Here is a 19,198-nt window from a genome sequence, read left to right on the forward strand (position 1 = left end):
GATTCGGTTTCTCAGGCGCCGACTAGTCCGGCCAATGCCACGCCGGCTCATCCAGCAACCGCTGCCCCACAATCCCGGTCTGGCCGAGGTTCTTCTCCAGCACAATGCAATTGCATTCCGGATCTTCCTGCAACGCCGAGATCAACCGCCGCGCATGGGAAACCACCCATACCTGGCACTGCTCCGACGCCCGGATAATCAACCGCGCCAACGCCGGCAACAGGTCCGGGTGCAAACTGGTTTCCGGCTCGTTCAGCACCATCAGCGTCGGCGGCCGAGGCGTCAGCAGCGCCGCCACCAGCAGCAAATAACGCAACGTCCCGTCTGACAGTTCGGCTGCGGACAACGGTCGCAGCAGCCCTTCCTGGAAAAACTCAATCGCAAACCGCCCGCCCTGCAACGGCGCGATATTCAGTCGCGCACCGGGGAACGCGTCACTGATCGCCGACTGCAACGCCTCGGGGTCGCCGATTTCACGAATCGTCTGCAATGCGGCGGCGAGGTCGCGACCGTCGTGGTGCAACACCGGCGTGCGAGTACCCAGTTGCGGTTGGCGCACCGGTGCATCGGCATCGCTGCGAAAGTGATCGTAAAAGCGCCAGCGGCGGATGAACTCACGTAATTGCATGACTTCCGGCGAGGTGCGGAAGCTGCCGACCTGATCGAACAGGCTGTCGAAATTCGGTGTGTGCTGGGCCAGCACATCCCAGTCTCGACCGACCCGGACGCGGATCATCGGGCCGTTACGTTCCACCATGAGACTGGCCGGGCGGTAAACCGGGCCGTTCCAGATGCATTCCTTTTTGATTTCCGGGTCCAGGGAAAACGCGGACAGGCTCGGCTCCGGCAAGCCCAGCGCGATCGAATAGCTGAAATCCTCACCGGCAAACCCCAGGCGCAGCCGTTTTACGCCGTGGCGCACGGTGGCCTCGATCGGGACTTCACCGTTGCGCATGCGCCGGGTGATGGTTTCCGGCCCGGCCCAGAACGTCGAATCCAGCCCGCCCTCACGGGCCAAGGCATTGACGACGCCGCCCTGAGCAGTTTCCGCCAGCAGCCGCAACGCGCGGTAGAGGTTGGATTTGCCGCTGCCGTTGGGGCCGGTGATCAGGTTCAACCGGCCCAGCGGAATCACCAATTTGTTGATCGAGCGGTAATTGGCCACCGCGAGGGTTTTAAGCATGGGAAGCTTCCTGCTGCAGAGGCCGCCAGTTTGCCTTATTGTCACAAACACTGTGGTCCCCTGTAATTGGATGGACTCGCCCAAGCCGAGGCGTCAATGCGCCACGGTGGCAGTCTAAACAGCCAACGACAGCGAGGGCGAGTCCATGAAAAAGCATACTTCGGTTGATCAATCCCTGTCTTCTTCCGATTTGTCGGCCTGCACAACCGTGGCGGTCGATCTGGCCAAGCAGGTCTTTCAGGTCGCCGGGGAAGATGTCCTCGGCCAGGTGCACTACGAGCAGCGGATCAAGTCGCGCGAGGCGTTTTATGCGTTTCTCCGCCAGTTGCCACCTCATGTCGTGGTTCTGATGGAGACCGGTCCGGGTGCTCAAGCCTGGGCCCGGCAGCTGCAAGACCAAGGCAATCTGGCGCGGATTCTTCCAGCCCGTTTGGTGGCCACACATCGCAGCGGGCCTAAAAATGATCGCAACGATGCGCTGGCGATTCTGCGGGCTGGTCGCGATGAAAAGATCTACGCAGTGCCGGTCAAAAGCGTTGCGGCGCTGGCAATGCAGGCGTTGCATCGCGCCCGCCAGGGCTATGTGCGTCGACGCACGGCGGTGAGCAATCAGATGCGCGGCCTGCTGCTCGAGCATGGCGTGGCCTTGGCGCAGGGCGATGTTGCGATCAGCCAGAAAATTCCGCGGGTACTGGAAGATGCCACCCAGCCGGTGCCGGGCGTGCTGCGTGAACTGATCGACGAACTGTTGGCCGAGTGGCGCCATTTGGGCGAGCGCATCAGCGTGCTGACGGGGCGCCTGGAAGTGGCCGCCAACGCCGACATGACGGCGAAGCGACTGATGACTGTGCGCGGCATCGGCCCAGTCACTGCCACGGCACTGGTGGCCAAGGAAACCAAGCCTGAGCGATTTCCCAATGCCCGCAAGTTTGCCGCGTACTTTGGCATGGTGCCTGACCAGCACAGCAGCGGGCAGACGGTCCGGCTGGGGGACATGACCAAGCGAGGCGATGTTTATTTACGCAGCCTGATGATCCAGGGAGCCCATGCCGTACTGCAACAACTACGACCTGATTCCCAGCAACCCGATGACCGCCGCTTGTTGCGCTGGATGAGCCGACTGGGCCGTAAGGAGGCTGCGATCAGGTTGGCCAACCGCAACCTGCGAATCGTCTGGGTGCTTCTACAGAATGACCAGACTTATCGTCGCCAGGCGGGTGATGGCCAGCAAGCGACGATGAGCCACTGAGCGACAGAGTTCTGCCACCGAGGTACTAACTGTCCGGCCCTTTGCTGAAAAAAAATTGACCCCAGGTAAGACCGGCGTGGATTGATGCCTAAGCTGCTACTGGCCTTCGAGGCCTGACTGTAATCGGCATACCACGAGCTCTTCCAATTTTGGCCAGAAGCCGAAGACGGCTTCCTCGAATAGGCCTTATACATAGATGCAACGGGGCGGCGGTTTTTCAAAAGCGGGTAGACAGTGGGGGCGAGTCCATACATAGCAGCTGGCGCAGCCTGCGTCCGGCTGCGAAGCAGTCGTAAAACAGGCGCCACGGATGCATCGGCAAATCGCGTGTAAATTTATGACGACTGCTCCGCAGCCGGACGCAGGCTGCGCCAGCTGCTACAGGGGCGGGAGCCGTTGTTTGATGCTTGAATGTTTAGCATTGTGGTCCCTGATCGGCATCGTCCTACAAAGGACTACATCAAGTCCTCTCGACACTGTCGGGAATTCCCTACACTTCTGGTGAAGTGTCCGTGCTGGTCTGCCTTGAAAGGCTGGCGCGCTTTCCTCTACCGTAACCGCCTGTCTCTACTGTTACGGATAAGCCATGTTTTTGGCCTGCTCACGCTCCTTGTTTTTCATGGCTTTTATTGCAGGTGCCCTGGCCCTGGGCGTTTCCTATTACCTGGAATATGCAATCGGCCTCAAGCCTTGCGGGTTATGCCTGTTGCAGCGAGTCTGCCTGGCATTGTTTACCGGTGTCTGTCTGGTGGCTTCGGTGCATGGCCCCGGCCGCTTCGGGACTTTTCTTTATTGGCTGCTCGGTCTGTCATGCAGTCTGGCGGGCATGGTCACGGCGTCGCGGCAGGTGTTGTTGCAAAGCGATCCGGCGCATCAGCTATCGACTTGCTCAGCCCATCCAGAAGCCCTTTACGAGAACTTGCCCTGGTTGTGTCAGGTGACGCGGATGTTCAAAGGGGACGAAGATTGCGCAGAAATTTCCTGGACGCTGTTCGACCTGAGCATCCCGGAGTGGAGTTTGCTGCTCTTCGTGGCGTTGTCGATTCTGGGTGTTTATCAGCTGCTGCGCGTTGTCTGGCTTGCCTGCGAACGACCGCTCAGCGGCATGTCGTCGCACCGGGGATTGACGGGTGATTAAACACTTGTATGAACTTTATCTCCTGCGTACCTTGAAGCCATTGTCGCGCGGGCATAATCTGGCCCGCACGTGTCATTGGAATTATGTTGCTCGATGACGCTCTGCCTGGCCGATTCTTGATTTTCAAGTCTGCGACAGGTGTAGGGCAGCATGACCCATAAGGGAAGAGAGATCACCATGCTCGAAAGTTGTCAGAATGCTCAGGAACGTTGGGGTGGAGTGCATCTGCTGATCGATCGCTGGTTGCAGGAGCGTCACGAACTGGTTCGGGCCTACGATGCTCTCGGTGCCAAGCCCGAGTCTCTGGGCGAGAACCGTAAGCCGTTGCAGGAATTCTGCGGCGTGCTGGTTGATTACGTATCTGCCGGGCACTTCGAGATCTACGAACAACTGACCGGCGAAGCCAAGGCATTTGGTGATACTCGCGGGCTGGAGTTGGCCGAGACGATTTACCCGCGCATCGACGTCATCACCGAGAAGCTGCTGGCGTTCAATGACCTGTGTGACGCAGGCAAGTGTGTCGCGGAGAAATTCAAGGAGCTGGGCGGGCTGTTGCACGAACGCTTCGAACTGGAAGATTGCCTGATCGAAGTGCTGCATACGGCTCACAAGGAAGAGGACCCGGTTCAGGCCTGAACCTCTTCCTGCAAGACCCTCGTCTCCAGCGAGAAACTAAAAACGGTGCGCTATGCGCGCCGTTTTTCGTTTCCGGTTTTCAGCTTGTGGCACCGCGCAATTCAACTTCGAACACCAGCGGCGTGAATGGGGCGATCAGGTCGCCGGCACCGTCCGCGCCATAGGCTTGCGAAGAAGGAATCACCAGGCGCCATTTGGCACCGACCGGCATGTTTTGCAATGCGCTGCGCCAGCCGCTGATTACGCTATCGAGACTGAACCACTGCGGCTTGCTGTTCTGGTCGAACACCGTGCCGTCGGGAAGGCGTCCGATGTATAAAACTTCGACCTTGCCGTTAGGGCCAGCTTTGGCGCCCGTACCCGGTGCCAACTCGGTCAGCAGAATTCCATCCGCCAATTCACGAACACCTGGCTTGGCTTTTTCCTCGGTGAGAAAACGTTGCTCTTTTTCGAGTGCGACTTCACTTTGCGGGAGGGCGGGTTGCTCGGCGACCTGGGCTTCGTGCTCGGCCAGAATCTGTTCGATCTGCTCGTCTTTCAATGCCAGCGGCTTGCCTTGATAGGCTTGTTGCAGACCTTCTAGCAATGCCTGGAGTTGCAGATCCGGCACCTCTTGGCGCAAGCGCTCGCCCAGGCTCGCACCCAGGCTGTAAGCAAGATCGTGAGCCTCATTTGGGGTGGTTTTTTCGGCGGCCTGAGCCACGGAAAAACACACACACAACGATAAAAAAAAGTAGCGCGACATGGGCACACTCCGATCTGAGATGCGGTGGATTATGCCAGTGTGAATGCGCTCAAAGGTGAACTGGTTTTGCACCAGCGCAGAAGAATTTCAATCTGTTGCAACGCAGCGCTTTCGATACTGTCAACATGCCCTAGCGGCGGTGTCATCAGAGGTCTAGTATGAGCCGCACCCACGTCAGCCAGGAGGTAAACCATGTCGGCCACCAAGAAGCCTGTAAATACCCCGTTGCACTTACTCCAACAACTCTCGGGCAGCCTGCTCGAGCATTTGGAAAACGCTTGTTCCCAAGCCTTGGCTGATGCTGAAAAACTGCTCGCCAAACTGGAAAAGCAGCGCGGAAAAGCGCAGGAAAAATTGCACAAGTCCCGTACCAAATTGCAGGACGCTGCGGCAGCCGGTAAAGCCAAGGCACAAACCAAGGCGAAGGGTGCGGTGAAAGAACTTGAGGACTTGCTCGATGCCCTCAAGGATCGTCAATCCGAAACTCGCAGCTACATTCTGCAACTCAAGCGCGATGCTCAAGAAAGCCTGAAACTGGCCCAGGGTGTCGGTCGTGTACAAGAGGCTGTCGGCAAGGCGTTGTCCCTGCGTTCGGCCAAGCCTGCTGCGGCACCTGCCAAGAAAGCCGCTGCCAAACCGGCTGCTGCAAAAGCACCGGCCAAACCTGCTGCCAAGGCACCGGTGAAAGCCGCAGCCAAACCTGTCGCAAAACCTGCGGCGAAAAAACCAGTCGCTGCCAGTGCTGCAAAACCGGCTGCTAAAACGACGGCTGCCAAAACTGCCGCCAAGCCAGTCGCTGCAAAAACAGCAGCCGCTAAACCTGCTGCAAGAACCGCAGCTGCAAAACCAGCTGCAAAACCAGCTGCAAAATCGACAGCAAAACCGGCTGCCAAAACTGCCGCTGCCAAACCTGCTGCCAAGGCTGCCGCAAAACCTGTCGCGGCTAGAACCGCTGCAGCCAAGCCAGCCGCAAAACCAGCGGCGAAACCTGCAGCAAAAGCTGCGGCAAAACCGGCTGCGAAACCCGCTGTAAAAGCAGCGGCTAAACCCGCTGCCAAAACGGCTGCCGCAAAACCTGCTGCAGCGAAACCCGCAGCCAAACCTGCTGCGGCTAAACCTGCCGCTGCTGCCAAACCGGCCACCGCCAAACCCGCTGCCAAGCCAGCGGCGGCGAAGCCAGCTGCAACACCAGCAGTGAAAAAACCTGTTGCCGCCAAGCCGGCCGCCGCGCCAGTTGCCAAGCCAGCCAACCCGGCTCCGGCAGCGACGTCTGCTTTAGCAGCAGCCACCTCGACAGCTACGCCAGCGCCAACGCCGGCCGCCGCATCGATCGCAGCAACCACCCCAACCAGCGCTTCCTAAGCGCCGGTTACCGCGACGCGCAGCTGATGCAGCGCGTCGCGGTCCAGGTGGGCGGCGCTCGCCGTCACACCTTCCAGCCAGGCCGTTAGATCGGTCGCCTCACACTGCGGCCAACTCTGGGCCGATCGCTCCAGTCGCAACAACAGATGTCGCTCGGCTTCCAGTTCCATTGTCTTCACTTGTTCGCGCAAGGTATTCAGCTCGGCGTCCTCAGTCGCGACGGTTTTCCATTGCAGGCGCAATGCTCGCAGCGGCCGCACGACATCGGCGTCCCAGGGCTCGGTCACGTCGCGAAGTTGCTGCAATCGTTGCTCATTGCAGGTGACACCTCGGTCTCCCAGCCATACCCCACAGAGCAGCAGGCACACATTCACGCCTGCCGACTGCAATTGCAGGCACGCGTCTTCAACGCCGGGACGGGCATAAGTGGTAAGGGAAAAGCTCCACAGGTCAGAGGACATAGTGCTACTCGCGCCAGTTGCGAGCGAAGCTGGTAGACTCCGCCGCCATTATGATTCGACTTCAGAACCTGACTTTACAGCGTGGCCCGCAACGTCTGCTAGAAGACGCCGAGCTGACCCTGCACGCCGGCCACAAAGCCGGCCTCATCGGTGCCAACGGCGCCGGCAAATCGAGCCTGTTCGCCTTGATCCGGGGTGAGCTGCACCCGGACTCGGGTGACTGCTTCCTGCCGGCCGACTGGCGCATCGCCCACATGCGTCAGGAAATCGAGACCCTCGAACGCCTGGCGGTCGACTACGTGCTCGATGGCGACCTGCGCCTGCGTGAGGTGCAACGTGACCTCGCGGCGGCCGAAGCATCGCATGACGGCGCGGCTCAGGCCCGCCTGCACGCGGAACTCGACAGCGCCGACGGGTACACCGCCGACGCCCGGGCCCGCAAGCTGCTGGCCGGTCTTGGGTTTACTAACGAGCAGATGGATCGCCCGGTAGGAGATTTCTCTGGTGGTTGGCGGATGCGTCTGAACCTGGCGCAGGCTTTGATGTGCCCCTCAGACCTTCTGCTGCTCGACGAACCGACCAACCACCTGGACCTCGACGCCATCATCTGGCTCGAAGAATGGCTCAAAAGCTATCCCGGCACCTTGCTCCTGATTTCCCACGACCGGGACTTCCTCGATGCCGTGGTCGATCACGTGGCCCACGTCGATCAGCGCAAGATCACCCTGTATCGCGGTGGCTATAGCGCGTTTGAACGCGCCCGTGCCGAACGCCTGGCCCAGCAACAGCAGGCCTACGAGAAGCAGCAGGTGCAACGTGCGCACATGGAAAGCTACATCGCCCGCTTCAAGGCCCAGGCCACCAAGGCCCGTCAGGCCCAAAGCCGGATCAAGGCGCTGGAGCGGATGGAAGAGTTGTCCGCCGCCCACGTCGACTCGCCGTTTGACTTCGTCTTCCGCGAATCACAGAAAATCTCCAGCCCGCTGATCGATCTGTCGGATGCTCGCCTGGGTTATGGCGACAAAGCCGTGCTGGAGAAGGTCAAGCTGCAACTGACCCCCGGCGCGCGGATCGGTTTGCTCGGCCCGAACGGCGCCGGTAAATCGACCCTGATCAAAAACCTTGCCGGTGAACTCTCGCCGTTGGCCGGTCGCTTGACCCGTGGCGAGAACACCGTCGTGGGCTACTTCGCCCAGCATCAGCTGGATTCGCTGGATGCCAAGGCCAGCCCGTTGCTGCACTTGCAGCGTCTGGCGCCCACCGAGCGTGAACAGACTCTGCGCGACTTCCTCGGTGGTTTCGACTTCCGTGGCGCGCGCATCGATGAGCCGGTGCTGAATTTCTCCGGTGGCGAAAAGGCCCGTCTGGCCCTGGCATTGATCGCCTGGGATCGGCCGAACCTGTTGCTGCTCGACGAACCGACCAACCACCTGGACCTGGAAATGCGCCTGGCGCTGACCATGGCCCTGCAGGAATTCAGTGGCGCAGTGCTGGTGGTTTCCCACGATCGTCATCTGCTCAAAAGCACCACCGACAATTTCTATCTGGTGGCTGACGGCAAGGTCGAGGAGTTCGACGGCGACCTGGAAGACTATGCCCGTTGGCTGGTCGACTACCGTCAGCGCAATGCCCCGGTCAGCAACACCCCGGTCAATCCGGACAAGACCGACAAGAAAGCCCAGCGCCAGGCCGCTGCTGCGTTGCGTCAGCAACTGGCACCGCACAAGCGTGAGGCTGACAAGCTGGAAGCCGAGTTGGGCAAGCTGCACGAGAAACTGGCGAAGATCGATACCAGCCTCGGCGACAGCGACATTTACGAACCGATGCGCAAGAACGATTTGCGCGATCTGCTGGCTGAACAGGCCAAGCTTAAGGTACGTGAAGCCGAACTCGAAGAAGCCTGGATGGAAGCCCTGGAACTGCTCGAAAGCATGCAGGCGGAGCTGGAGGCGCTGTCCTGATGGAAGCCTTCAAGCTGCCGCTGCCGGCGGGGTGGGGCGAGCCGATCTGGTTCGCCGCGCAAATCCTGCTGATCCTGTTGGCGGGTTACTTCGCCCAACGCTTCATCGCCAAATGCCTGACTCGCCTGAGCGAGCGCTATCCGTTTCCGCCGCAGTTGCTGATGCCGCTGCGCGGCGGTTTGCGCTGGCTGATCATGGGCAGTGCGCTGATTTTCGTGCTGGAACGCCTCGGGGTCTCGGCCACCGTACTCTGGACCGCGTTGTCCGGGTTTGTAGCGGTCGCGGCGGTGGCGTTCTTCGCCATGTGGAGCGTGCTCTCCAACCTGCTCTGCGCGATCCTGATCTTCACCGTCGGCCCGTTCCGTATCGGTGATGTTGTTGAGTTGGTGGACACCACCGACAAGCCCGGCGTCAAAGGTCGGGTGGTGGCGATCAATCTGCTTTACACCACGTTGATCGAAGCCGAAGAACTTGGCACCGGCAGCGCCATGGTCCAAGTGCCCAACAGCTTGTTCTTCCAGCGTTCGGTTCGACGCTGGCGCGGTACGGATGTGTTTTCGTTGAGCGGGATCGAAAAGTAAACCTTCTTTCGCATGAAACACCGCCATCGCGAGCAGGCTCGCTCCCACATTAGACCGCGTAGCTAAACAAGTACGCGGTCATCTGTGGGAGCGAGCCTGCTCGCGATGGGGCCCTAAAGCCGAAAACGCTGGTCGGCAGGCGCTCTGTCCGACAAAAAATCGGTAGTCATGCGCCCAAAGCCGCATTAGCTTAGACGTCTGTCACGAGTCTGAGTCGAGGTGTGCAATGGAGCTTCAAACATGGCTGGCGTTTTTTGCCGCCTGCTGGGTGATCAGTCTGTCTCCCGGTGCCGGCGCCATTGCGTCGATGTCCAGCGGTCTGCAATACGGTTTCTGGCGCGGTTACTGGAATGCTTTGGGCTTGCAGCTTGGCCTGGCGGTACAGATCGCGATTGTCGGCGCCGGGGTTGGCGCGATTCTCACGGCATCGGCCACGGCTTTCTATGCGATCAAATGGTTCGGCGTGGCGTACCTGGTTTACCTTGCGATCAAGCAATGGCGCGCGCTGCCCAGCGACATGAGTGACGACGCCGCAGTGCGTCAGATCGGCAAGCCGCTGGCCCTGGTGTTCCGCGGTTTCCTGGTCAACATCAGCAACCCCAAGGCGCTGGTGTTCATGCTGGCGGTGCTGCCGCAGTTCATTGATCCCCACGCGCCGCTGCTGGCCCAGTACCTGATCATCGGCGTGACCATGGTCTGCGTCGACCTGATCGTCATGGCCGGTTACACCGGGTTGGCATCGAAGGTGCTGCGCCTGTTGCGCACGCCCAAGCAGCAAAAACGCATGAACCGGACCTTTGCGGGGCTGTTCATCGGTGCTGCGGCGTTTATGGCGACGCTGCGCAAAGCTGCGGTGTAAAACGCTCAGGTACGAAAAAGGCGACTCTTGAGGTCGCCTTTTTCATGCCCCGAATCCGCTGAGAAACACCGGCACTTGCTAACAAAGCTTGAGTGAAAGTCATTGGAAGTGAACAATGTGTTACTTCGTATTTCCAATTGAGATTCATTCATGACTGCCCCGTCCCGTTTCCTGGCCTGGCTGGTGTTGCCGCTGTTTGCCTTGTGCAGTTTCAATCTGCTGGCCGACACCGTGGAAGGCGCGCCGCAAGCCCTGCATTTGCTTGATTACATCGGCGCGGATTACCCGCAGACGGTGCAAGGGGGCAACGTCACCGACGAGTCCGAATACCGCGAGCAGCTGGAATTCATCAAGGTGTTGCAAGGCTTGATCGCCGCGTTGCCTGCCAAACCCGAAAAAGCCGGGCTGGAGCAGGGCGTCAGTGCGCTGCGCAACGCCATCGCTGCCCGTCAGGACGGCGCAGACGTGGCCCGTCAGGCTCGGCAACTCGGCGCGAAACTGGCCGTAACCTATGAAGTCAGCCAGGCGCCGATCATTACCCCGGATCCGACTCGTGGTGCGCCGCTGTACGCCCAGCATTGCTCGGTCTGCCACGGCGATACGGGTGCCGGCGACGGTCCGGCGGGTGTTGGCCTGACGCCGCCGCCAGCTAATCTGCGTGACACGGCGCGCCTGGACCACCTGAGCCTCTACGCGATTTACAGCACCTTGGGCCTGGGCGTCGAAGGCACGGACATGCCGGCCTTCGCCGATCAGCTGGACGATCGCCAGCGTTGGGACCTGGCGACCTACATCGCCAGTTTCAGCGCCGATCCGGCCGCAGCAAAATCCGAAAAGACCTACAACATCGCCGACCTGTCACGTCAGACGCCGGCCGAAGTGCAAGCCGCCGATGGTCCACAAGCCGCCGCGACTTTCCGTGCGCAGCGAGCGCAGCCGCCGCAGGTCAAGCGGGGCCCGGCGCAGTTGCTCGACTACACCGCGGCAACCCTGGATAAAAGCATCGCGGCCTACCGTGCCGGCGATCACGATCAAGCCTATGACTTGTCGGTAGCGGCCTATCTGGAAGGCTTCGAGTTGGTCGAAAGCTCGCTGGACAACGTCGACGCCAACGTGCGCAAGGACACCGAAAAATCCCTGATGGCTTACCGTCAGTCGTTGCAGGACGGTTTGCCGGTGGCTCAGGCCCAGCAGCGTCTGGACGCGGCCAAGGCCAAGTTGAAGGAGTCCGCCGGGTTGCTGGGCAGCGACGGCTTGAGCTGGTCCCTGAGCTACATCTCCGGTTTGCTGATTCTGCTGCGCGAAGGCCTGGAAGCGATTCTGGTGCTGGCAGCGATTCTGGCGTTCCTGCGCAATACCGGCCAGCAGTCGGCGGTGCGCAGCGTCAACGTTGGTTGGGGCCTGGCGTTGGTCGCTGGTCTGGCTACCTGGGCACTGGCGGCGTACGTGATCGATGTCAGCGGTTCGCAGCGCGAGTTGCTGGAAGGTACGACGGCGTTGTTCGCTGCCGTGATGGTGCTCTGGCTCGGCGTGTGGATGCACGACCGTCGCCACGCGGCGGCGTGGCAGGACTACATCAAGAGCAGCCTGGTGGGCGGCGGTGGACGCTTCGGCTTTGCGACCCTGGCGTTTTTCTCGGTGTATCGCGAGCTGTTTGAAGTGATTCTGTTCTACGAAACCCTGTGGTTGCAGGCGGGTCCTGCGGGGCATAACGCGGTGCTGGCCGGTGGTGCGACGGCGCTGGTGTTGCTGGTCGGGCTGGCGTGGGTGATCCTGCGCGGCTCGCAGAAACTGCCGCTGTCGTTGTTCTTCAGCATCAACGCCGGTCTGCTGTGCGCGTTGTCGGTGGTGTTTGCCGGGCATGGCGTGAAGGCGTTGCAGGAAGCCGGGATCTTCGGCACGCGGCCGGTGCCGTTCTTTGACTTCGACTGGCTGGGGATTCACGCGGATGCGTATTCGCTGAGTGCTCAGGCGGTGGCGATCGTTGCGATTATCGTGCTGTATGGCCGTAGCTGGGTGGCGGAGAAGCGGCGGGTGCAGGTTTCTTAAAAGGCATTCGCTTCGCTCATATTCGTGGGCAAGCCTCGCTCCTACGGATTGTGATATCTGTAGGGGCGAGCGATGCGGCGACCCGACTTGCCCGCGAAGCTTTTAGAAGAGGAAAAAGTCTATGCGTGTCTGGATCGATGCCGACGCCTGCCCTCGGGCGGCCAAGGATCTGGTGGTGAAGTTTGCCCTCAAGCGTCAGTTCGAAGTGGTGCTGGTGGCCGGGCAGCCGCAGATCAAACCGGGGCTGACCCTGGTGAAGCTGATCGTGGTGCCAAGCGGCCCGGATGCCGCCGATGACTATCTGGTGGAACACGCGGTGCCGGGTGAGCTGGTGATTTGCAGCGACGTGCCGCTGGCCGATCGGCTGGTGAAAAAGGGCGTTGCCGCGCTGGATCCGCGGGGCAAGGAGTTCGATGCGCAGAACATGGGCGATCGGTTGGCGGTGCGTAACCTGTTCACCGATCTGCGTGAACAGGGCCAGATGAACGGCGGACCGGCGCCGTTTGGCGAGCGCGAGAAGCAGGCATTTGCCAATGCGCTGGACCGGATACTCACGCGGCTGACCCGCAAAACCTGAGCCTTACAAAGAACCCTGTGGGAGCGAGCCTGCTCGCGATGGCGGTTTAACAGTCAACATATGCGTTGAATCTTATGGCCTCATCGCGAGCAGGCTCGCTCCCACATTTGAATCGGTTCAGGCGTCGTTTTCGTGGGTCAATTCGAGGACGCGGTCGACCAGTTTGTTGATCCCCGATGCCGCTTCACTGATGCTCTGCGCCAGCATGTACGCCGGGGTGCACACCAGTTTGCGGGCCTTGTCTTCGACGATGTCGCTCACCGCGCATTCCTGGTGGGTGGCGCCCATCTTGTTCATGGCGGCGGCCGTTTCGGCGTCGTTGCCGATGGTGCAGGTCACGCCCGGTCCATAGATTTTCGCCGCCAGCGCCGGTGAAATGCAGATCAACCCCACCGGTTTGCCCGCTTCGGCAAACGCTTCGGTCAACGCCAGGACGTCCGGTTGAACCGTGCAGCCGGCGCCTTCGATGGCGAAGTTCGACAGGTTCTTGGCCGCGCCGAAACCGCCGGGCACGATCAGCGCGTCGAAGTCTTCGACGCTGGCCTCACGAATATCCTTGATGTCGCCCCGGGCGATCCGCGCCGATTCCACCAGCACGTTACGCGACTCGGGCATTTCGTCGCCAGTCAGGTGATTGATCACATGCAATTGCGAGATATTGGGGGCAAAGCACTGCACCTGAGCGCCACGCTGGTCCAGGCGCAGCAAGGTAATCACACTTTCGTGGATCTCGGCGCCGTCGTACACGCCACAGCCGGAAAGGATCACTGCAATTTTTTTGCTCATGGGTTTTTCTCCAGATTCATGGCGTTAAATGTCCACTAATTTGTCACTCGTTGCCATAGGGTTAATTCGCGGCTACACCTAGCATCTGTCCTCAAGATTCCGATCAGGGCGCGTCAATGGACTTCATTCTGTATGCGGTGCCGTTTTTCTTTGTGCTGATTGCCGTCGAGCTGCTGGCGGATCGTTGGCGCGGGTTAAGCAATTATCGGCTGGCGGATGCGATCAACAGCATCAGCACCGGGGTGTTGTCGACCACCACGGGCCTGTTGACCAAAGGCGTCGGCCTGGTGACTTATGCGTTTGCCCTCAAGCATCTGGCGCTGTTCGAACTCTCCGCCGACAGTGTCTGGGTCTGGGTGTTTGCCTTCGTCCTTTACGACTTCTGCTACTACTGGCTGCATCGCATGGGCCATGAGCGCAACATCCTCTGGGCCGCGCATTCGGTGCATCACCAGAGCGAGGACTACAACCTCTCCACGGCCCTGCGCCAGACCAGTACCGGCTTCCTGCTGAGCTGGATTTTCTATCTGCCGATGGCGGTGTTCGGCGTGCCGCTGCTGGTGTTCATCAGCGTCGCCGCGCTGAACCTGCTGTATCAATTCTGGGTGCATACCAAACACATTCCCAAGCTCGGCTGGTTCGAGTGGTTCTTTGTCACGCCGTCCAATCATCGGGCACACCATGCACAGAACGCTCTCTACATGGATCGCAACTACGGCGGGGTGTTCATTATTTGGGACCGTCTATTCGGCTCGTTCCAGGAAGAGGACGACAACGAGCCTGTGATTTTCGGCGTGACCACGCCGTTGGCGAGCTGGAATCCGCTGTGGGCGAACGTGCAGTTTTACGCGCAGCTCTGGGATGACGCGCGGCGGGCTGAAAGCAAGTGGGACAAGCTGCGGATCTGGTTCATGCGCACCGGTTGGCGGCCGGCGGACGTGGCGGCCAAATACCCGATGAACAAGCCGGACCTGAGCCAGTTCCGCAAATTCGAAGTGCCGCTGGACGGGCGTCAGCAGCTGTATGTGGCGCTGCAGTTCTGCGTCTACATTGCGCTGGGCAGCTACTTGATGAACCTGGAGCCGCGTTTGCCGACCGCAGCGCTGGTGTTGGGCTGGAGCGCGGTGGCATTGGGCTTGTTTACGTTGGGCATGGCCCTGGAGAATCGCCCGCAGGCATTGAAGCTGGAGCTGTTGCGGCTGGCATCGAATGTGCCGCTGGTGTGGCTGGCGCCGGTGGTCGGGCTGTGGCCGGCCGGCGCGGTGGGCTGGATCGGCCTGCTCAGCTACAGCCTGCTCAGTGGCATCGGTCTCTACTGCTGCAGAGACCGCTTCACTCGATTGGCGTCTTAGTCTCGGCGGCCTTGGCCAGCTCGGCTTGCTCGTCGGCGTAGATCTTCTTCGCCAGACGGGCATTCTTGAAGCGCCGGCGCAGCCACAGGCCCAGACCCAGCAACAGCAGAGCGCCAAGCACCCATAGCTCGTACTTCTTGACGCTGCCCAGCATGCCCTCGAGCACCGCGCCGAAGTGATAAGCCGCTGCGGCCAGTGCGGCAGCCCAGATCGCAGCACCAATCCCGTTGAGCAGCAGATAACGTCCCGGCGGATAACCCGACAGGCCGATCGCCACCGGCATCACCGTGCGCAGACCATAGACGAAGCGGAAGCTCAGCACCCAGATGTCCGGGTGTTTGCGGATGTGTTCCAGCGCCCGGTCACCCATCATTTGCCAGCGCGGTTTGCGCGCGAGCAATTTGCGGCCGTGTTTGCGCCCGAGGAAGTACCACAGCTGATCGCCGGCATAACTGCCACAGAACGCCACGATCGTGACGATCTTGATGTCCATGTATCCGCGGAACGCGAGGAAGCCTGCGAGCACCAGGATGGTTTCGCCTTCGAAGAACGTGCCGAGAAAGAGGGCGAAGTAGCCGAATTCCTGAAGAAATTGTTGGAGCATTGTCTGGATGCTGGCGAAATGAACGCGCAGCCTAACCCTTCGTGCACATTCATGAAAGTGTCCAAATGTGTCTCGACGTGAACATTTCCTACAAGGACAATGGAATGCGGCTACGTGACGCAGGGATGCACATAACTGTCATACGTTGGTCATAATGGCCGCTTATAACTGTCACGCTCGCCCCCAGCGCGGGCTCAGGAGTCTGCCGTGAGCTTTACCCCCGCCAACCGTTTGTTCCCTGCAACCCGCCTGCGTCGCAACCGTCGTGATGATTTCTCGCGTCGACTGGTCCGTGAAAACGTTCTGACCGTCGATGACCTGATCCTGCCGGTGTTCGTGCTGGACGGTGAAAACCGTCGCGAAGCGGTGGCGTCGATGCCGGGCGTCGAGCGCCTGACTATCGATCTGTTGCTGGAAGAAGCGGCCAAGTGGGTCGAGCTGGGGATTCCGGCGCTGGCGCTGTTCCCGGTCACGCCTCCGGAGCTCAAGTCGCTGGACGCCGCCGAAGCCTGGAATCCGAACGGCATTGCACAACGCGCCACTCGCGCCTTGCGTGCGCAGTTCCCGGAGCTGGGGGTGATCACCGACGTTGCGCTCGACCCGTTTACCACCCACGGTCAGGATGGCATCCTCGATGAAGAAGGCTACGTGCAGAACGACATTACCGTCGACGCACTGGTCAAGCAGGCCCTGTCCCACGCCGAGGCTGGCGCTCAGGTGGTGGCCCCGTCGGATATGATGGACGGTCGCATCCAGGCGATCCGAGAAGCGCTGGAACTGGCCGATCACGTCAACGTGCGGATCATGGCCTACTCTGCCAAATACGCCAGCGCCTATTACGGCCCTTTCCGTGATGCGGTGGGTTCGGCGCTGAACCTGGGCAAGGCCAACAAGGCCTCTTATCAGATGGACCCGGCCAACAGCAACGAAGCCCTGCACGAAGTGGCGGCCGACTTGTCAGAAGGCGCGGACATGGTCATGGTCAAGCCAGGCATGCCGTATCTGGACATCCTTTACCGGGTCAAAGAAGAATTTAAAGTGCCGACCTTTGTTTATCAGGTCAGCGGTGAATACGCCATGCACATGGCGGCAATCCAGAATGGCTGGTTGAGTGAAGGGGTTATCCTCGAATCCCTGACCGCTTTCAAACGTGCAGGTGCTGATGGCATCCTGACTTACTTTGCCGTGCGTGCCGCTCAATTGTTACGAGAGCAGAAATAGCCCTCCCAGGAACATTCCATGAATACCGAAGGACTCACTGAAGTTGCCGTAAAAGAAGCTCAACCCGTGGTCGAGCAAATCGCCGAGACACCGCCGGAGCTGGAGACCGCTCCGCCCGTGGCGGTGACCGAAACCGCGACAGCGGCACCGGCGATTGCCATTCCCGGTCTGGATGACAGCAGCCTGTATATCCATCGCGAGCTCTCGCAACTGCAGTTCAACATCCGCGTGCTGGAACAGGCGCTGGATGAGTCCTACCCGTTGCTGGAGCGGCTGAAGTTTCTGCTGATCTTCTCCAGCAACCTGGACGAGTTCTTCGAGATTCGCGTGGCCGGTCTGAAGAAGCAGATCACCTTCGCCCGTGAACAGGCCGGCGCCGATGGCCTGCAACCGCACCAGGCCCTGGCCCGCATCAGTGAGCTGGTGCACGGTCACGTTGACCGCCAGTACGCGATCCTCAACGATATTCTGTTGCCGGAACTGGAAAAACATCAGGTCCGCTTCATCCGTCGGCGCCACTGGACCACCAAGATCAAAACCTGGGTGCGCCGCTATTTCCGCGACGAGATCGCGCCGATCATTACCCCGATCGGCCTCGACCCGACGCACCCGTTCCCGTTGCTGGTGAACAAGAGCCTGAACTTCATCGTCGAGCTCGAAGGCATCGACGCCTTCGGTCGCGATTCCGGTCTGGCGATCATCCCGGCGCCACGCCTGTTGCCGCGCGTCATCAAGTTGCCGGAAGAAGTGGGCGGCGCGGGCGACAACTATGTGTTCCTGTCGTCGATGATCCACGCGCACGCCGATGACCTGTTCCAGGGCATGAAGGTCAAGGGCTGCTACCAGTTCCGCCTGACCCGGAACGCCGACCTTTCCGTCGACACCGAAGATGTAGAAGACCTGGCCCGCGCCCTGCGCGGCGAGTTGTTCTCCCGTCGCTACGGCGACGCGGTGCGTCTTGAAGTGGCCGATACCTGCCCGAAACAGTTGTCCGACTACTTGCTCAAGCAGTTCAACCTGCACGAGACCGAGCTGTATCAGGTCAACGGTCCGGTCAACCTGACCCGCCTGTTCAGCATCACCGGTCTGGACAGTCAGCGTGAGCTGCAATACATGCCGTTCACCCCGCAGATCCCGAAACTGCTGCAGAACAGCGAGAACATCTTCAGCGTGATCAGCAAGCAGGACATCCTGTTGCTGCACCCGTTCGAGTCGTTTACCCCGGTGGTCGACCTGCTGCGTCAGGCTGCCAAGGACCCGCATGTATTGGCGGTCCGTCAGACCCTGTATCGCTCCGGCGCCAACTCGGAAATCGTCGATGCGCTGGTGGATGCGGCGCGTAACGGCAAAGAGGTCACGGCGGTGATCGAATTGCGCGCGCGGTTCGATGAAGAGTCCAACCTGCAACTGGCCAGCCGTCTGCAAGCGGCCGGTGCGGTAGTGATTTACGGCGTGGTCGGCTTCAAGACCCACGCCAAGATGATGCTGATTCTGCGTCGCGAGGCCGGCGAGATCGTGCGTTACGCGCATTTGGGTACGGGCAACTACCACGCGGCCAACGCCCGTCTGTATACCGACTACAGCTTGCTGACCTCCGACGATGCTCTGTGCGAAGACGTGGGCAAACTGTTCAGCCAGCTGATCGGCATGGGCAAAACCCTGCGCATGAAGAAGCTTCTGCACGCGCCGTTCACGTTGAAGAAGGGCATGCTCGACATGATTGCCCGCGAAACCCAGTTCGCCCTCGACGGCAAACCGGCGCACATCATCGCAAAGTTCAACTCGCTGACCGATCCGAAGATCATTCGCGCGTTGTACAAGGCCAGTCAGTCCGGTGTGCGTATCGACCTAGTGGTGCGCGGCATGTGCTGCCTGCGGCCGGGCATCGCCGGGGTTTCGCACAACATCCACGTGCGCTCGATCATCGGCCGTTTCCTGGAACACACCCGGGTCTTCTACTTCCTCAATGGCGGCGAAGAGCAGATGTTCCTGTCGAGCGCCGACTGGATGGAGCGCAACCTCGACAAGCGCGTCGAGACTTGCTTCCCGGTCGAGGGCAAGAAGCTGATCATGCGGGTCAAGAAAGAGCTGGAGCTTTATCTCACCGACAACACCCACAGCTGGAGCCTGCAGGCGGACGGTCGCTACATCCGCAACACGCCGACCGGCAACCAGAACCCGCGCAGTGCGCAGGCGACGCTGCTGGAGCGTTTGGGTAGCCCGATCCTGACCGTCCGATAACACGCAAGACCTGTGGGAGCGGGCTCTTGTGGCGAGGGGGCTTGCCCCCGTTGGGTCGCGAAGCGGCCCCCTGCGATCTTCAGTCATACCGAGTAGCATTCTTTACGACTGCTTCGCAGCCGAACGGGGGCAAGCCCCCTCGCCACAAAGGCTCGCTCCCACATGGGAATTGTGTGGTCTGCTGAATTGCAGG

The 19,198-nt window shown here is 60.4% G+C and carries 17 protein-coding genes; 12 read left to right on the forward strand and 5 right to left on the reverse strand.

Annotated elements, in window-relative coordinates:
* Positions 1-22: 22 nt before the first annotated feature.
* On the reverse strand, positions 23-1,183 hold the full coding sequence (locus tag ACYZT6_RS28430) for an AAA family ATPase (RefSeq protein WP_462029530.1): 1,161 nt from the start codon (positions 1,181-1,183) through the stop codon (positions 23-25).
* A 190-nt stretch (positions 1,184-1,373) separates the two neighbouring features.
* Between ACYZT6_RS28430 and ACYZT6_RS28435 the strand changes: the two genes are divergently transcribed.
* The 3 genes from ACYZT6_RS28435 (at position 1,374) to rsd (ending at position 4,206) form a co-directional block, all read left to right on the forward strand.
* Entirely contained in the window at positions 1,374-2,432 is a 1,059-nt protein-coding gene (locus ACYZT6_RS28435; protein WP_462030010.1) for an IS110 family RNA-guided transposase, read from the forward strand.
* Positions 2,433-3,018: 586 nt separating this feature from the next.
* Positions 3,019-3,570, forward strand: coding sequence for a disulfide bond formation protein B (locus ACYZT6_RS28440; protein ID WP_462029531.1), 552 nt, complete (start codon positions 3,019-3,021; stop codon positions 3,568-3,570).
* Between the two features lie 177 nt (positions 3,571-3,747).
* Complete coding sequence (gene rsd, locus ACYZT6_RS28445; RefSeq protein ID WP_462030027.1) at positions 3,748-4,206, forward strand: sigma D regulator; 459 nt, start codon at positions 3,748-3,750, stop codon at positions 4,204-4,206.
* A 79-nt stretch (positions 4,207-4,285) separates the two neighbouring features.
* Here the strand turns inward: rsd and ACYZT6_RS28450 are convergent, their stop codons facing one another.
* The gene (locus ACYZT6_RS28450; RefSeq protein WP_462029532.1) at positions 4,286-4,951 is read right to left on the reverse strand and encodes an FKBP-type peptidyl-prolyl cis-trans isomerase; all 666 of its coding nucleotides are present in this window, start codon (positions 4,949-4,951) and stop codon (positions 4,286-4,288) included.
* 192 nt (positions 4,952-5,143) lie between these two features.
* Between ACYZT6_RS28450 and ACYZT6_RS28455 the strand changes: the two genes are divergently transcribed.
* A complete protein-coding gene (locus tag ACYZT6_RS28455) occupies positions 5,144-6,313 on the forward strand; it encodes an AlgP family protein (RefSeq protein WP_462029533.1) in 1,170 nt (389 codons plus the stop codon).
* On the opposite strand, the gene ACYZT6_RS28460 is transcribed toward ACYZT6_RS28455, so the two are convergent.
* On the reverse strand, positions 6,310-6,774 hold the full coding sequence (locus ACYZT6_RS28460; RefSeq protein WP_462029534.1) for a TIGR02444 family protein: 465 nt from the start codon (positions 6,772-6,774) through the stop codon (positions 6,310-6,312). The two genes, ACYZT6_RS28455 and ACYZT6_RS28460, sit on opposite strands and share 4 nt — an antisense overlap.
* 50 nt (positions 6,775-6,824) lie before the next feature.
* Here ACYZT6_RS28460 and ACYZT6_RS28465 point away from each other — a divergent pair, with 50 nt between their 5' ends.
* From ACYZT6_RS28465 to ACYZT6_RS28485, 5 genes are all read left to right on the forward strand, one after another.
* Positions 6,825-8,735, forward strand: coding sequence for an ATP-binding cassette domain-containing protein (locus ACYZT6_RS28465; RefSeq protein ID WP_462029535.1), 1,911 nt, complete (start codon positions 6,825-6,827; stop codon positions 8,733-8,735).
* Positions 8,735-9,316, forward strand: coding sequence for a mechanosensitive ion channel domain-containing protein (locus ACYZT6_RS28470; protein WP_462029536.1), 582 nt, complete (start codon positions 8,735-8,737; stop codon positions 9,314-9,316). The genes ACYZT6_RS28465 and ACYZT6_RS28470 overlap by 1 nt, the downstream gene beginning before the upstream one ends.
* Before the next feature lie 226 nt (positions 9,317-9,542).
* Positions 9,543-10,175 (forward strand): homoserine/homoserine lactone efflux protein, encoded by a 633-nt coding sequence (gene rhtB, locus ACYZT6_RS28475; protein WP_403099641.1) that lies wholly within the window; start codon positions 9,543-9,545, stop codon positions 10,173-10,175.
* A gap of 150 nt (positions 10,176-10,325) precedes the next feature.
* Positions 10,326-12,224 carry an FTR1 family protein gene (locus ACYZT6_RS28480; RefSeq protein WP_462029537.1) on the forward strand — a complete coding sequence of 633 codons (1,899 nt, stop codon included), beginning with the start codon at positions 10,326-10,328 and terminating at the stop codon, positions 12,222-12,224.
* Between the two features lie 121 nt (positions 12,225-12,345).
* On the forward strand, positions 12,346-12,801 hold the full coding sequence (locus tag ACYZT6_RS28485; protein ID WP_462029538.1) for a YaiI/YqxD family protein: 456 nt from the start codon (positions 12,346-12,348) through the stop codon (positions 12,799-12,801).
* Between the two features lie 117 nt (positions 12,802-12,918).
* Here the strand turns inward: ACYZT6_RS28485 and elbB are convergent, their stop codons facing one another.
* Positions 12,919-13,587, reverse strand: coding sequence for an isoprenoid biosynthesis glyoxalase ElbB (elbB, locus tag ACYZT6_RS28490; RefSeq protein ID WP_462029539.1), 669 nt, complete (start codon positions 13,585-13,587; stop codon positions 12,919-12,921).
* A gap of 116 nt (positions 13,588-13,703) precedes the next feature.
* Between elbB and ACYZT6_RS28495 the strand changes: the two genes are divergently transcribed.
* Positions 13,704-14,939: a sterol desaturase family protein gene (locus ACYZT6_RS28495; RefSeq protein ID WP_462029540.1), complete on the forward strand. Its 1,236-nt coding sequence runs from the start codon at positions 13,704-13,706 to the stop codon at positions 14,937-14,939.
* On the opposite strand, the gene ACYZT6_RS28500 is transcribed toward ACYZT6_RS28495, so the two are convergent.
* Positions 14,920-15,543 (reverse strand): DedA family protein, encoded by a 624-nt coding sequence (locus ACYZT6_RS28500; RefSeq protein WP_131060758.1) that lies wholly within the window; start codon positions 15,541-15,543, stop codon positions 14,920-14,922. The two genes, ACYZT6_RS28495 and ACYZT6_RS28500, sit on opposite strands and share 20 nt — an antisense overlap.
* A 207-nt stretch (positions 15,544-15,750) precedes the next feature.
* On the opposite strand from ACYZT6_RS28500, the gene hemB reads away from it, so the two are divergent.
* A complete protein-coding gene (gene hemB / locus ACYZT6_RS28505) occupies positions 15,751-16,764 on the forward strand; it encodes a porphobilinogen synthase (RefSeq protein WP_008150323.1) in 1,014 nt (337 codons plus the stop codon).
* 18 nt (positions 16,765-16,782) lie between these two features.
* Positions 16,783-19,005 carry a polyphosphate kinase 1 gene (gene ppk1, locus ACYZT6_RS28510; protein WP_462029541.1) on the forward strand — a complete coding sequence of 741 codons (2,223 nt, stop codon included), beginning with the start codon at positions 16,783-16,785 and terminating at the stop codon, positions 19,003-19,005.
* The last annotated feature ends 193 nt before the right edge of the window (positions 19,006-19,198 follow it).

This window comes from Pseudomonas sp. RT6P73, from assembly GCF_054897715.1.

Coding starts and splice junctions, on each gene's coding strand:
- ACYZT6_RS28430 (WP_462029530.1), bottom strand. CDS start 1,183: ATGCTTAAAACCCTCGCGGTGGCCAATTACCGCTCGATCAACAAATTG.
- ACYZT6_RS28440 (WP_462029531.1), top strand. CDS start 3,019: ATGTTTTTGGCCTGCTCACGCTCCTTGTTTTTCATGGCTTTTATTGCA.
- rsd (WP_462030027.1), top strand. CDS start 3,748: ATGCTCGAAAGTTGTCAGAATGCTCAGGAACGTTGGGGTGGAGTGCAT.
- ACYZT6_RS28450 (WP_462029532.1), bottom strand. CDS start 4,951: ATGTCGCGCTACTTTTTTTTATCGTTGTGTGTGTGTTTTTCCGTGGCT.
- ACYZT6_RS28455 (WP_462029533.1), top strand. CDS start 5,144: ATGTCGGCCACCAAGAAGCCTGTAAATACCCCGTTGCACTTACTCCAA.
- ACYZT6_RS28460 (WP_462029534.1), bottom strand. CDS start 6,774: ATGTCCTCTGACCTGTGGAGCTTTTCCCTTACCACTTATGCCCGTCCC.
- ACYZT6_RS28465 (WP_462029535.1), top strand. CDS start 6,825: ATGATTCGACTTCAGAACCTGACTTTACAGCGTGGCCCGCAACGTCTG.
- ACYZT6_RS28470 (WP_462029536.1), top strand. CDS start 8,735: ATGGAAGCCTTCAAGCTGCCGCTGCCGGCGGGGTGGGGCGAGCCGATC.
- rhtB (WP_403099641.1), top strand. CDS start 9,543: ATGGAGCTTCAAACATGGCTGGCGTTTTTTGCCGCCTGCTGGGTGATC.
- ACYZT6_RS28480 (WP_462029537.1), top strand. CDS start 10,326: ATGACTGCCCCGTCCCGTTTCCTGGCCTGGCTGGTGTTGCCGCTGTTT.
- ACYZT6_RS28485 (WP_462029538.1), top strand. CDS start 12,346: ATGCGTGTCTGGATCGATGCCGACGCCTGCCCTCGGGCGGCCAAGGAT.
- elbB (WP_462029539.1), bottom strand. CDS start 13,587: ATGAGCAAAAAAATTGCAGTGATCCTTTCCGGCTGTGGCGTGTACGAC.
- ACYZT6_RS28495 (WP_462029540.1), top strand. CDS start 13,704: ATGGACTTCATTCTGTATGCGGTGCCGTTTTTCTTTGTGCTGATTGCC.
- ACYZT6_RS28500 (WP_131060758.1), bottom strand. CDS start 15,543: ATGCTCCAACAATTTCTTCAGGAATTCGGCTACTTCGCCCTCTTTCTC.
- ppk1 (WP_462029541.1), top strand. CDS start 16,783: ATGAATACCGAAGGACTCACTGAAGTTGCCGTAAAAGAAGCTCAACCC.